This window comes from Asaia sp. VD9 (assembly GCF_037150015.1).
Classification (GTDB): domain Bacteria; phylum Pseudomonadota; class Alphaproteobacteria; order Acetobacterales; family Acetobacteraceae; genus Asaia.
This window is the reverse complement of the sequence record NZ_JBBCQM010000010.1, coordinates 78,164-90,935: the sequence shown is the minus strand read 5'-3', so window position 1 is coordinate 90,935 and position 12,772 is coordinate 78,164. Positions and strand designations below refer to the sequence as shown.

The window sequence follows — 12,772 nt, the reverse complement described above, 5'->3', positions numbered from 1 at the left end:
ATTATAGATATGACGGACGAGATGCTCTAGATGAAGTACAGGCGCAATCTGGTTATCACTTGTGGGAGGAAAATGTGCGAAAAATATTGACCATCGCGCTTTCCCTTTTCTTTACAGCCAGCGCGAGCGCGCCTAAAAAGCCCCTTCTGGCTTACTACCCTGAAGATCTACTCAAAAAAGGCGAGACCGGCGACGTCACATTGGCCTGTGACATCGACACCAAGGGGCGGACTCTAAACTGCCGGATCGTATCGTCCACGAATGACCACTTCAATGCAGCCGCGTTGAAATTCGCCGGTAAGGCGCGGTACCAGCCTGCCGCGCCGAATGGTTATCCCGTCGTCGAATATGGTCACATTTTGCGCGTTAGTTATCGCTTGTATGATTGACTGGCGGAGGTGAACCGCCCCACCTTCGCGTGACCTGATGCCTGCATCCAGCATTTGAGGGTGCAGGCTTGCATGATTTACGCTTCTGCCAAAAAGCAGACCTTGAATATTGTCGATAATTGAAGTAGCCGCCTCCCCAATAATAATATTTCCTCTTTCGAAGAAGGTTGAGAGATGCGGAAGCATATCTTCGGGGCATTCATTCTAATGCTCTCGGGATGCGCCAGTAGTGGCCTACAGCGTGCGCGACCTGAAAGACCCCTCCAACATGGCCCCATATACCCCAGCCCCCTATTGGACAAAAATATACAAGGTAGCGTCTCAGCAGTATGTGATATTTATATTGATGGTCGTGCACACAATTGTGTCATTACATTTTCTACGCATCCTCTGTTTGCACAGGCTTTTTTAGACTACGTGCGCGAACAGCGCTACCATCCCGCCTCGAAAAATGGACATCCCGTAGTCGAGCACGGCTATACTATCCATATAGGCTTTTCAGTGGCGAAGGATTAGGCGAGAGAAGTATGGACAGCCCTGCCCTCGCTTAAAACCCTGACCAAGCGATGGTCGCGTCATAAAGCATACAGTATGCAATCACTGCGAGCACGATCATGAAATAAACTACTGCCGGTCCTAACACGATCAGCAGGATCACCGCTGACGAAACCTCGTGCGGCGCCATTCTGCGCCCATGCGTTGCTTGTTTGGGCGCGGTGGTCACAACATGCCGCAGGTGGCCGGTAGGTTTGCGCGCCGAGGCCGTTTGGGGTCGCCGCGCCCGAAGCTGCGACATCTCAGCGACCAAATCAGCCTGCCTCTGACGCCACATGGGTGTCTCCCCCCATCATCAAATTCGTCGTCTGTTTTGTCACGAGATGGGCGCATGCCCGGAGTATAGCATCTGGCTGACGTCTATCGCATCGGTGTCGCGATCAGCATGACCGACAATTTTTCGCAGGCCTTGCAAACGCTCGTGGGCAAGGTGCTGGGCATCAACGTCGCAGCCAAGGAACTCGAGGGCACGTTCAATCGCGTCAAATTGCTTGTCGCAGGCTTGGGGGGTGTTTTCGTCGCTAGGCTCAGGACTCATCGCCAGAACATGACGGTAGCGGCGAGGCAGATGGCTGAGAAGAAGACGGTCGGGCATCTGTCGTAGCGTATGGCGACGCGCCTCCAGTCCTTGAGCCGGCCGAACATGAGCTCGATACGATTGCGGCGCCGGTATTTGCGTTTGACGTAGCTCACGGGCGTCGTGCGGGATCGCCGGCCTGGAATGCAGGGTCTGATCCCTTTTTCCTCCAGCCCGTCCCTGAACCCGTCGGCACCATAACCACGATCAGCCAGGGGTCCCCTTGCAGCGGGCAGATCGTCCAGCAGGGCAGCGGCCCCGGTGCAATCGCTGATCTGGCCTGCTATCAGGAAGAACCTGATCGGGCGGCCATTCCTGTCTGTCACCGCGTGCAGTTTCGTGTTCATGCCGCCTTTGGTCCGCCCGATCAGGCGGCCTGGGCCCCTTTTTTATCCGCAGGCTGGAAGCCGTGCGGTGCGCCTTCAGTTAGGTCGCGTCCATCATGATCGTCTGGTGATCCAATCTGCCGGCCGTCAGACCATCCATCATCCGGGCAAAGATCCCCATGGCGCCCCACCGTTTCCAACGATTGTAAAGCGTCTTGTGCGAGCCATACTCTCGTGGAGCATCCTGCCAGCGCAGCCCGTTGCGGTTCACGAAGATGATCCCGATCAATACACGCCGGTCTTCAACACGCGGTTCGCCATGGCTCCTTGGGAAAAACGGCTCCAGAAGCTCCATCTGCTCGTCCGTCAGCCAATACAGGTCGCTCGTCTTCAGTCTCCTCAAGGAGCCTGAATCAAATTTGCCCACCCAAATCAATGGGTCCTGAGCCTAGAGCTATCTATCTGCCATTAAGCCTGTAATCTATGATTGCATTTTTTTCTTTTATTGCCCATGGCTTCATATTCACTGTTCCAGCGGGATTTCTCAATGATTATTTCCAATTGTCAACATATTTAGCTTCTACCGCAACTCTACCTTTCGGCACCGCGATCGTCAGATCAGCGACGTCGGACATCCTCTCACCCGACGATGATATCATATCGTCTATCGGGCATGGCGCTGTCTTTTTTGTAAGATGCACGAATTGCAGCCTCGTAACTCGGCCCTTTTTCGGTTGCCTTGGTTCCACTGATCTGCTCCGGTGGTGTTTCTTCGAAAGACGCACCCAAGCTCGGCTGGGTGGAATTCGGGGACAGATCGGCGCGCTCGAATATGGCTTCCTTCGCTTTTGTATCAGTAACCACACGACCTTCTGGCGTGCGTATTCCAGTGTCACCTTCGCTGTTTCTCACCCAGTTATAGCCGTCGGGAAGTTTCCGAAGCGACGCACCAACAGTACCGTTCTCCCAAGGTACCCATTTTTGCCGCAGGCCTGATCGGGCCGAAGAGGCTATACGCTTGAGCGCCTGAGCGACCGTTGGAGCCTTCTCTATCGCAACGCGAATTCCTTTCCCGACAACCGGGGGAGCAATTATACTAACTGCTGTAAACGCGGCTTCCGTCGCCGCCGGACGAAAATTTCCTTTCTGCGCCTCCAGCCCGGCATCCCATAGGGTCATACCCACCTCCACTGGATAGAACGCCTTCCTGAAGAGCATTTTGTCATCGTCGCTAGGAAGGTGTAGGCGCTTATGGTGGATAAGCTCTATCTCCATTCCATTATTAGTTACCATTCTGAAGAGCAGCGCGTTACCATTCTTGTTTTCAAGTGCGATCAAAGGACCAGAGGATGAATGTACTTCGATGTGTTCATCACCTGCTATCGCGTTAGAGCCCTCTTGGAAATTGGGGGTATGGTGCTTTGCACCGGGTCTGACAGGTGATTCACCCTTGGGATGTGGACACCTCAAGCCCGAGCACGCATGGCCGCTCTATCCCGCAAGACGGAGCGCTACCCATCTGATCTGACCGACGAAGAGTGGGGACAGATTGCGCCTTTGATGCCGCCTGCGAGCCCGCGAGGGCGCAAGCGGAGCGCCGATTTTCGAGAGATACTCAACGCCCTGCGCTATCTGGTGCGCTCAGGCTGCGGGTGGGAGATGCTTCCTGTTCATTTCGGCCCTTGGCAGACAGTCTACTGGTGGTTTCGCCGTCTGATGCGCCGGTTCTTGTTCCGCACGATCCATGACGTCTGCACGATGCTCGATCGTGAAGCTGAAGGGCGTGAAGCGAGCCCGGCGGGCGGTGTGATCGACAGCCAAAGTATCAGGGCGCCTCACGCAAAGACGCGAGGCTATGACGCAGGCAAGAAGATCGTCGGGCGCAAGCGGCATATCGCCGTCGATACCGACGGCCGCCTGCTGATGGTGCGCCTGACGCCCGCGGATATTTCCGACAGCGCCGGCGGCCAGATGATCCTGGACGCGATCCGCAAGCGCTGGCCGTGGGTGAAGCACCTGTTCGCCGACGGTGCCTACGACCGGGCGATGCTCATGGACAAGGCGGCATTCCAGGACTTCAGCGTCGAGGTCATCCGGCGCTCGGACGGCGCGAAAGGCTTCGAGGTTCTGCCCCGCCGCTTGGTCGTCGAGCGGACCTTCGGCTGGAGGACCCGCTGGCGACGTCTCGTGCGGGATTACGAGCAGCGCGTCGATGTCTCCGAGGCCATGATCCACATCGCCATGGGCAGCCTCATGCTACGCAGAAACGCCCACCCGTGAATTTCCAAAAAGGCTCTAACGTGAGAACATATCACGCATTGTAGCAAAACGAATCTACTATTGCTCAGTGATCTAATTCATCATTTATGATATAAATTTATCCAGGTTATCTTCAACGTTTTTTACAGTATACTCAGGATTTCCTGTTGACATTATACTTTCGTATATTGCTTCCTCAATGCTTTCCGCAGAAGCTTTTTCGTAAAAAAATGCCAATGCAGAAGTCAATCTCGCAAATGAGAAATAAATACTACCCGCATCCTTATCGCCACCATCTTCACAAGAAAAATATTTCTCATCATAATATTCAGAAATTTCTTTGTATTCTTCTATTTCCGGAAATTTCTCTTCAAAAATGAATTTTGGAACGTCACTGACAGAAGGCATCAACTCCAACCTAGTATTTACTTCTTTTCGACAATGGAAAAATATTTTTCTAAATAGAGTAATGAAATTACCTCCGCTTTGTACGTATTCATGTAGAATTTTGCTGATGTTTGTCAGTCTCATTTATTGAGTCATTTCATTTGAGTCACAATGCTTGTATGTTTAGGGATTACTAATTGGCATGATAAGCAGACGGGCCTTGTTGCTGCGATTGCAACAACCTTGAGATTGTGTTCCTTGGCATATTCTACGATATCGTTCTCAGCATGGCTTCCTCTTGGACCAGATACCAATTCCTCTCCTTCTTTTCATGACACGCCAGGGCGTAGATATCCATTAGGCTCAAAGATGCTTATCAGCGTTTTCTGGTTCTCTGCTTCGTCCTCGACAAGAGCGATCCCCATCGTAATCCTACCTCTGGAGTTCTGCGGGATCTGGGACTCTAATTCAGATACTCGTGATGAGATGAAGCTCGAGGGTGTGTATTCAAGTGGTGCATGGCCTTTGAGGTCTTCAAGCGTGATAGGATCTTTTCCGAGTTTTTCGTTCGCAACTTTCTCGGCATATGGCCTCAGCTCCTCGACGCTAGTCGTGCCGATGGGGGCTTGGTCGATAAGCGGTGATGTCACGTTAACTGACGGGAGTTAGCCGAAGCCCGTGGAACGGGTATTCAGGCGCTGAGAGCGGTTGCGCTGCCCCACTGAGCGAAGGCGCTGATCCGATGGATGTGGCGCGAAAAAGCGGTGGTGATGCGAGTGGGAGGGACGAAGAGATTTCGGATGGCTGAGAAGACAGAGACGAAACGCTGACACTCGCCCGGTGAACGGAGCTTCTGCATGATGCGTTCGCGTTTCCTAGAGGGAGATAACTGTTCTCTGCCCGGTTGTTCAGACCCTTATGCGAGGGATGCCGGATCGAGAAACCAAGGTTGCATTTCGCTGCTCCATAGGATTTCAGCTTGTCGGTAATCATGCGACCGGGGCGCACCCTCTGCCGCTTCAAAAGCCGGGTAAGCAAACGTCTGGCTGCTTTGGTATTGCGTCGTGTCTGGAGGATTTCGGCGAGAACATACCCGTCCTGATCGACTGCGCGTCACAGCCAGTGAGGCTCGCCACGGATCACAATCCGCACCTCGTCCAGATGCCAGAGATCACCAGGCCGGGCTTTGATGCGACGCAGAGATCGGGCATAAGCCGCACCGAATTTCAGGCTCCATCAACGGATCGTCTCGTGTGAGACGATTATACCTCGCTCGAGCAGCATTTCCTCAATAAGACGAAAGCTCAGCGGGAAGCGAAAATACAGCCATACCGCATGCGCTATCAGTTCACTTGGAAAACGGTGCCGTTTGTAGCTCACTGATGATGCTCTCATCGCCCGCATTTACCATGGCGCACTTAATGTGACATCACCCCTCAACCTCGCCACCGCAAGGCACTGAGTCAGATCTTCTGTCAACGCGGCTTAGAAAATTAAATGAAATCACAGCACTTTACACGGTCTCCATATATAGATGATATTACCATAAGAGAAACTACGGATTTACCTCTTAGCTTTGACATATTATTATTTATTAAAGCAATAATACATTCTAATGCCACGAGATATTCGCCATGATCGATAAAGTCTGTATAATCTGCTATACAATCAGATAAGGGACGCATACCATCTGGTATACTCTCTGCCAGGTCTTTTTGAATGGACAGCTCCTTTGAAACAGACAATAAATTGCGCTCTATATATGATGGATCGGCAATATCACGATTAATATTCTTGAAGTTCACCACTAAGCCTTCGAGTTTTACGGTTTGGGGTTTCTAGGCGTATTTGTAGGGTATCCAGTCACTATACGGTTTTTTTAATATCATATATTACTCGCATATCCACACCCCCTCTGGTTCCGTCTCCCACTATGTACCCTCGATTATCTGGAGGGCCCCCCTTTGTATTTGAATCCGTGACAACCTCAGATACCTCATCCTCAATTTTTCCATCGCTCCATCCAAAGGGGAATTCACTCTTCCCTGGTTTTCCAGTGCCTGGACGGTGTCCTCCTCCATTTTTAGGAGGAGCGTCACCGTCCAGAATATGTTTTCGTCCCTCTGTATCTAATAAAGAATTATCGCCTTCCTTCGGTTCCTGAGGAGCTGTCTTTCTGTCGGGATCTTCGTCATTAGGCGGCGGCGAATCTGCCCCGACGGTCTCAGCCGCTGCTGGTTGCTTGTGCGGCTGAGCGTGAGCATCGTTTCCCCGGTATGACCGGTGGCTTGCAGGCCGCCACTAGCGGCGCTTGTGTTCTGATAAGCAAGATAGGCTTTCAAAGCGATGTCGAGTGTATTTCTTGCTTCTCCCTAAGTGAGTGGCGATTTCAACGCTTCTGCGATATCCCCAGCGGTGACAACGCCGCAGCCTTTTACGAGGAAATCGATGTTGTTTGTAGATCATGCAGGCCGCTTTCATCATCCGCATTCAACACGGCAGACCAAGTGTGACTGCTCGCCTCTAGCATACCAAAATTCTGAGATCAGGAATCCAGCCGGTTAGACAGAGGTTCTTCGGTCTCTGAGCTATGTCGTCATTTTGCGCAAATTGTCACACGAGGGATGGCATCGCGCAGGCGAATCCGAAATCGGAAGATTTCGACCTTTTTACCTGACAACACCTTGCGCTGAGATCGACCTGTGATGGCAGATACTCTAAGTGGAGCGGTTAAAGCGTACCAACGCCAAAAGTCAGAGTGATTCAAAAAATATTTCCTAATGAAAGCCTAAAATATATCCACTCTAAAAATCGTAATAGCAATATTTTATTTAGTTTGACATAATAGAATTCACTTCGAAGTCAGTAAATGTTACCTCGCCTATTTTTATAAGAGTGTCCATAACATCATATATTATTCCATTATCGAGATGGACCGAGGATATGACAAAGGATAATACCTCTTTATATTTATCCTTTTCAATAATCAATTCTTTTCCGAGCTTCACTTCCATTATCGCAATATATTTTCCATCGAGCATTAAGCTCCACCTCTTTGTGGCGCCGCATATAGGAAATTTATTTGTTTTCTCCGAAAAAAAAATCACTGTTGCAAGTGCATCAAATAGAATATTCATTTCAGCGCATCCTCAATCTGGATAATGGCCCGGTTAAATTCGCCTAGATGATCGTGTGGAATCGTCACTATACCATTCTCGAAAATAATGGTGTCGACATTAGTAAAATCTCCTATCTTGCGAACAACGGACGCGGGTATCGTAATGTTAACAATACCAGACGTTTCTTTTGCGAAATCAGAAAACTGCAACACTTCGTCCAGTTCGAAACCGAATTGTTTTCCTGTGGCAAAAGAACTTCCTCCCGGTTCGACCCTAAATCCATTTTTCTCGGATATGTCTATATACTTCTCTGGGCTTACAGCACGATACAACATCATATTTGGATCTTCGGGTACACTTGCCACTTCGTCTAAGTGCTTCACACCGCCTGCCAAATCGAGGCCGATGAGATTGGGCGCCCCAAGCGCGAGCGTAATAGCCGCTCCGGCTTTATCTCCTTGCCTGATTTGATAAGCAGCTTCCGCTACCGATGCCGCAGCACCTGCCCAGCCTAGTATGGCGGTAGCGCTGCTCAACGCAAACTCGGCGCCCAAACTCACTATCGATGTCGCTTTATCGGCGCTGGCAGTTCCTGGCACATGTCTGCGCGCACCGACAACCTTAACCTGCTCGACATTATTGGCGTCAATATAGTCCGATACCGTAGTCCAGTCTTTCGGCCATAGGTAGCTTCCTCCATAGTCACCATCCCCTGACACGTTCAATTTGCTGGAATGGCTCATCAGAAGAGCGTTGCTCCCACCGCCCGAGGACCCATTTCCATCATTCAGAGAATGAGCGGTTTGATCGTCCCCGCCTTGTGGGCCACCTGTAATCTGGGTGTCTCCTGTATCGCTGGGTCCTTCAATATCTGGCACGGAGCTACTCGCATTTTTGTGTAGCCCCGAATTAGATTCTACTACTGTGTCACGCTGACCGATTTTTCAGGATGTCAGTGAATTTTCTTGCCTATATTTGTCATAAGCGGCTGCGCCGACCTCAACAGCGCTTTCTGCCAGTGTCTGTGCGGCGGTCTGAATCTGGAGCGTTGTGTTCAGCTTCCTTGCGTCGAAATCATTATCCAGATGCCCGTTCGCGCCAGCAAGATCGGTGCTGTAATACCCAATCGTGCTGCTGCTCTGCACATCGATAGTGCCCGTGATGACCGATTGCGTGACGCTGCTCTCGCTGTGGTCTTCATGACCCACAGCAAACGTCGCCGTTTTAAGCACATCGCTCGGCGCCTCGTCTTTCGAATATCTGTCTCCTACCGAGACGCTCGTGCCGCTCCAGCGCGAGATGTTGTCCAGGCTCTCCGCCGTCAGGCTGCCGGTATTGAAATGGTTGCGCGCCGCTTCTGCCGTGCTGCTGATTACGCCGCCGGTCAGATGCGTGTTGCCGGACACCTCCACATCAACACCATCCTCACCCGCATCAAGGCCCGACTGATCCTTTCCGGTCGAACGGTATTCGTCCGTGATCGACGTATGCGCCATGCTCGCGCCGCCGCCCGCAGGGCCAAGCCCCGCTCCCGGTGTGGGAACCGTGATACTGGCTCCGCCCGATGTCGCGTTGCTTTTGTAATGCGCCGTATCCTGCGGGCTCCTGATGACCAGATTACCCGTCTTCACTTCGATATGACCGCCGGAGACCGAGGCCCCATTGAGCGTCGTCGTGCCGGGCGTGACTATGGTGACACTATTCGTGCCGTTCACTGTCGTCACAACATGCGTCGTGCTGTCAGACTGGCTGTGCTGCGTCGAACCACCAACAGACGCTGTGACACTGGCGCCTGCATGAGCTCCTTTGGGACCCGCGCCTACACTTGCGACAGCACCAACCGAAACGCCAAAGGAACTGCTCGATCCTTCCTTCTCGCCTTTTTCCACGCCCGATTGCAGCGTGATGTCCTTGCTGGCAGCAAGAACCACATCCTTGCCCGACAACTGACCCGCCGTGACACTGATCGCACCGTTCTGCGCATCCGCAACATTGTCACCACGCGCCACCATGGCAAGCGTGCCACCCGCGCTGGCAGACGAGCCCTGCAGCGTCGTCTGGCTTTGCTGCGATGCCGTCTTGCTGGTCGAGAAACCAACACTCGCCTGCACGCCGATGATGTCGTTCTTCCAGGCACCGCTCGGATAGGCACCCGCCTCACCCACCGCCGTCTGAAGGCCGCCAAGCACTCCGAGCACACCGTTTTCCTGCTTCGATGCCGCAAGAGCGCTATTGACGACCTGCCCAACCACCGAACTCGGTGAAAGCCCGATGCTCTGCCCGATCGTCTTGTCTTTGTGCGCCATGCTCTGTGTCTGGCTGTTCTCCTTGGCCAGCAACGAGACGGACGAGCCCGAGAGCGTCAGGTCGTTCGCAGCGGACAGGGCTGAACCATCGATCGTGAGTGCCTTGCCCGCATTGAGCGCCACACTGCCGCCCAGCGAGGCCAGTACCGACGGGGTCCAGACCGTGCTCGACGACGATGATCTGTCGTCGCGCATGCCATAGCCCAGCGTCCCCTGCGCGCCCTGGCTGCTCAGCGAGATCCCTGCCACGTGATGCGAGGCACTCGCTTCGCTCTGCGTCTTCGTGGCCTCCAGCGTCAGAGTGCCGCCTGCCGAGAGCGTGACATCGCCCTGCGCGCCGATCAGACCCTTGAGGCTCATATCCCCGCCCGACAGACCCGTCAGCGTGCCGCCAGACGTCACATTCGAGCCGCGCTCGACCGACAGGCTCCCCGTGTCGGTAAAGCGGCTATGCGTCAGGAAGCCCGACTTGCTGCCGGAAATGTCATGGCTCGTGCTGTCGGTGACAGACCCGAGATCGAGCGATTTCGCCGCAGACAGCACCATATTGCCTGTGCTGTCGATCGTCGCCCCCGCCGATTTCAGATCGCCCCCAAGGGCCGCCAGAACCGCATTCCCACCCGCGCTGATCGAGCTCGTGTAATTCTGCGTCTGGCTGAATGCGCTGCTGACATTGGCGCCCTTCACCGCCGTGGCCTGACGCACCGTCGCAGCCCCAAGCGTCAGGCTGTTGCCCGCCAGCATCGACAGATCGCCACCCGAACTCAGGCGACCGCCATTGAAGGTGATGTCATTACTGGCCGAGAGGGACGCCGCACCACTCGCCGTGATCGTGCCGACCGAGCCCAGCTGGCCCTGATTGCCGCCATTGACCAGATAATCATTCAGCGTCGCGCTGTTGATGATCGACCCGTTCTGCGCCACCAGACTGACCGAGCCACCTGCCAGCGTGCCCGTATTGGTGATGTCGCCATTGCGCGCCAGAAGGCTCAGGCTGTTGCTGCCCGAAATTGTCCCGCTATTCGTGACGCTCGAGCCCGCAAGCGACACGTCTTTCGCCGCAATCGTGCCACCGCTCAGCGCCACATTGCCCGGCGCCAGATAGAGCTTTGGCGCCAGCACCGTCGCACCATTCACCTGCACCGGCACATACCAGACGATGTTCTGCGTCAGAGACGCCTTTTGCTCATCGCTCAGCGCCTGATATGGATAAAATTATTTACATAATAAGACTTCTCTTTCATGGAAGTTTGATAGAAATTTGTGAGTGTCTTCCACAACACTGTCAACAAGTCCGTAATCAAATACTTCTACGTGAAAATTATCTCTGTATTTATAAAGAACCTTTGATTCTCTGTTTTTTTTTGATACTGAGAATATAACGTCGTCAATCATACTCTCTACATTAATGTTTATGTCAAAATTCCCAGGAAAAACCCTCTCCTCTAAATACGTATAGATATCTTCGCGCCCTTCATACATTCCATCTTTTATAAGATTGAATACTTCATAATCATCCATATTGTACAAATATTCATTATTACGAGCCTCACTGCAGCTTAGTATTGACTCACTTATGTACATTGCATCCCTTAGAGAGCAGAGCTCGGGTTTGCCGAGGAAGTTATTATTTATGATATAATGGAGTTCACCAACCATCCATACTCCAGAGTACTCCTTTTCTATGGTGGTTATTATCGCGAATTTGGATTCGTCTCCTGAAATATGTTTAAGATTATTTCCCACCCAGCGAACTCCTAATTTTATTAGGTACTAACTCTTTCCTCACAACGCCGGAAAAATGTACTCCTCCAGCGTTGTCCTCAAAATAACGATACCACCCATCTTCCCCCTTTCCGAACCACGATTTCTGACTTCTGTCTGAAAGTGCTCCCCGTATCGCATGTTCGTACACCTCTTCAGCATCATGAGGCTCGGGTGATTTCCTTGGGTTATAAGGGGGCGATTTGGGATCATGTGCCGGATTTGCCCGGTAAGGCGGCTTGACGCGATTCTGAACCGTGTCAGGATTATACGGACTGCTATTAAGGGCAGGGCTCTCCGTTTGATCCCATTGCGGCCTACTACCCGCGAGTCCTCCAATTTCGAGATTTTGGGCTTCTAATTTTTCGTTCGCAACTTTCTCGGCATATGGCCTCAGCTCCTCGACGCTACTCGTGCCGATGGGGGCCTGGTCGATAAGCTCCTGCATGCCTTCTGGCGTAGTGAGCAGCCGGTCGACCTCCTGCGCCCGTGCGAGAGCCGCCTCGATATTCGCAATCTCGGCGTCCGTTGGTACCCAGGTGGCGTCAGCAGGTGTGAGCGTTTGCAGGGCCAGATTATGCGGGTCGACCTCCGCCAGCTTCCTCTAGGCACCTCGATATCTGCCGGAGTTCACCTGAGCTTCCCGCAGTGATGTCACGTTAACTGAAGTGAGTTGGCTGAAGCCCGCGAAAGGGACATTGAGACGCTGAGAACGGTCGCGCTGTTCCATTGAGCAAAAGCCCTGATCCTCGGATCGCCACAGTCAGTGAGCCTCGCCCCGGATCATGATCCGCACCTCGTCCGGGTGCCATACATCGTCCGGTCTTGCTGCCTTGCGAGGCAAGGAACGAGCGTAGGCTGTGCCGAACTTCAGGCTCCATCGACGGATCGTCTCATATGAGACGACAATGCCCTGCTCGAGCATCATTTCTTCGACAAGACGAAAGCTCAATGGGAGGCGGAAATACAGCCATACCGCATGCGCTATCAGTTCACACGGAAAACGGTGCCGTTTGTAGCTCACAGATGACGTTCTCATCGTCAGCGTCTATCATGCCGCAGTTAATGTGACGGCACCCCTGAGCCTGAC

The 12,772-nt window shown here is 52.8% G+C and carries 11 protein-coding genes and 3 pseudogenes; 3 read left to right on the top strand and 11 right to left on the bottom strand.

Annotation, left to right across the window (positions count from 1 at the left end; translation table 11 throughout):
• Positions 1 to 86: 86 nt before the first annotated feature.
• Together WFJ47_RS12535 and WFJ47_RS16565 are read left to right on the top strand one after the other, a co-directional pair.
• Positions 87 to 389 carry an energy transducer TonB gene (locus WFJ47_RS12535; protein ID WP_336763407.1) on the top strand — a complete coding sequence of 101 codons (303 nt, stop codon included), beginning with the start codon at positions 87 to 89 and terminating at the stop codon, positions 387 to 389.
• Positions 390 to 563: 174 nt separating this feature from the next.
• Entirely contained in the window at positions 564 to 905 is a 342-nt protein-coding gene (locus WFJ47_RS16565) for an energy transducer TonB (protein WP_408868655.1), read from the top strand.
• Between the two features lie 355 nt (positions 906 to 1,260).
• Here WFJ47_RS16565 and WFJ47_RS12530 read toward each other — a convergent pair whose 3' ends face one another.
• The 3 genes and pseudogenes from WFJ47_RS12530 to WFJ47_RS12520 all read right to left on the bottom strand — a co-directional run bounded on the left by WFJ47_RS12530 (position 1,261) and on the right by WFJ47_RS12520 (position 3,185).
• Entirely contained in the window at positions 1,261 to 1,482 is a 222-nt protein-coding gene (locus WFJ47_RS12530; protein WP_336763406.1) for a hypothetical protein, read from the bottom strand.
• A pseudogene (locus WFJ47_RS12525) lies at positions 1,479 to 2,202 on the bottom strand (IS5 family transposase). Before WFJ47_RS12525 ends, WFJ47_RS12530 begins: the two are co-directional and overlap by 4 nt.
• Positions 2,203 to 2,486: 284 nt before the next feature.
• Positions 2,487 to 3,185 (bottom strand): hypothetical protein, encoded by a 699-nt coding sequence (locus WFJ47_RS12520; protein WP_336763404.1) that lies wholly within the window; start codon positions 3,183 to 3,185, stop codon positions 2,487 to 2,489.
• A 117-nt stretch (positions 3,186 to 3,302) separates the two neighbouring features.
• On the opposite strand from WFJ47_RS12520, the gene WFJ47_RS12515 reads away from it, so the two are divergent.
• Positions 3,303 to 4,127 carry an IS5 family transposase gene (locus tag WFJ47_RS12515; RefSeq protein ID WP_336763403.1) on the top strand — a complete coding sequence of 275 codons (825 nt, stop codon included), beginning with the start codon at positions 3,303 to 3,305 and terminating at the stop codon, positions 4,125 to 4,127.
• Between the two features lie 84 nt (positions 4,128 to 4,211).
• Here WFJ47_RS12515 and WFJ47_RS12510 read toward each other — a convergent pair whose 3' ends face one another.
• From WFJ47_RS12510 to WFJ47_RS12475, 8 genes and pseudogenes are all read right to left on the bottom strand, one after another.
• The gene (locus WFJ47_RS12510) at positions 4,212 to 4,637 is read right to left on the bottom strand and encodes a hypothetical protein (protein ID WP_336763402.1); all 426 of its coding nucleotides are present in this window, start codon (positions 4,635 to 4,637) and stop codon (positions 4,212 to 4,214) included.
• A 547-nt stretch (positions 4,638 to 5,184) separates the two neighbouring features.
• Positions 5,185 to 5,888, bottom strand: a pseudogene (locus WFJ47_RS12505) (IS6 family transposase).
• Between the two features lie 98 nt (positions 5,889 to 5,986).
• Positions 5,987 to 6,298 (bottom strand): hypothetical protein, encoded by a 312-nt coding sequence (locus WFJ47_RS12500; RefSeq protein ID WP_336763401.1) that lies wholly within the window; start codon positions 6,296 to 6,298, stop codon positions 5,987 to 5,989.
• 1,026 nt (positions 6,299 to 7,324) lie between these two features.
• The gene (locus WFJ47_RS12495; protein ID WP_336763400.1) at positions 7,325 to 7,630 is read right to left on the bottom strand and encodes a hypothetical protein; all 306 of its coding nucleotides are present in this window, start codon (positions 7,628 to 7,630) and stop codon (positions 7,325 to 7,327) included.
• A complete protein-coding gene (locus WFJ47_RS12490; RefSeq protein WP_336763399.1) occupies positions 7,627 to 8,490 on the bottom strand; it encodes a hypothetical protein in 864 nt (287 codons plus the stop codon). Before WFJ47_RS12490 ends, WFJ47_RS12495 begins: the two co-directional genes overlap by 4 nt.
• A gap of 66 nt (positions 8,491 to 8,556) precedes the next feature.
• Positions 8,557 to 11,061: a hemagglutinin repeat-containing protein gene (locus WFJ47_RS12485; protein ID WP_336763398.1), complete on the bottom strand. Its 2,505-nt coding sequence runs from the start codon at positions 11,059 to 11,061 to the stop codon at positions 8,557 to 8,559.
• Positions 11,062 to 11,133: 72 nt separating this feature from the next.
• Complete coding sequence (locus tag WFJ47_RS12480; protein ID WP_336763397.1) at positions 11,134 to 11,664, bottom strand: Imm42 family immunity protein; 531 nt, start codon at positions 11,662 to 11,664, stop codon at positions 11,134 to 11,136.
• Between the two features lie 784 nt (positions 11,665 to 12,448).
• A pseudogene (locus WFJ47_RS12475) lies at positions 12,449 to 12,685 on the bottom strand (IS6 family transposase); the annotation flags it as partial.
• Between the last annotated feature and the right edge of the window lie 87 nt (positions 12,686 to 12,772).

What these genes read in the sequence shown, in the direction of transcription:
- WFJ47_RS16565 (WP_408868655.1), top strand. Translation starts at nt 564, where the DNA reads ATGCGGAAGCATATCTTCGGGGCATTCATTCTAATGCTCTCGGGATGC.
- WFJ47_RS12530 (WP_336763406.1), bottom strand. Translation starts at nt 1,482, where the DNA reads ATGAGTCCTGAGCCTAGCGACGAAAACACCCCCCAAGCCTGCGACAAG.
- WFJ47_RS12515 (WP_336763403.1), top strand. Translation starts at nt 3,303, where the DNA reads ATGTGGACACCTCAAGCCCGAGCACGCATGGCCGCTCTATCCCGCAAG.
- WFJ47_RS12510 (WP_336763402.1), bottom strand. Translation starts at nt 4,637, where the DNA reads ATGAGACTGACAAACATCAGCAAAATTCTACATGAATACGTACAAAGC.
- WFJ47_RS12495 (WP_336763400.1), bottom strand. Translation starts at nt 7,630, where the DNA reads ATGAATATTCTATTTGATGCACTTGCAACAGTGATTTTTTTTTCGGAG.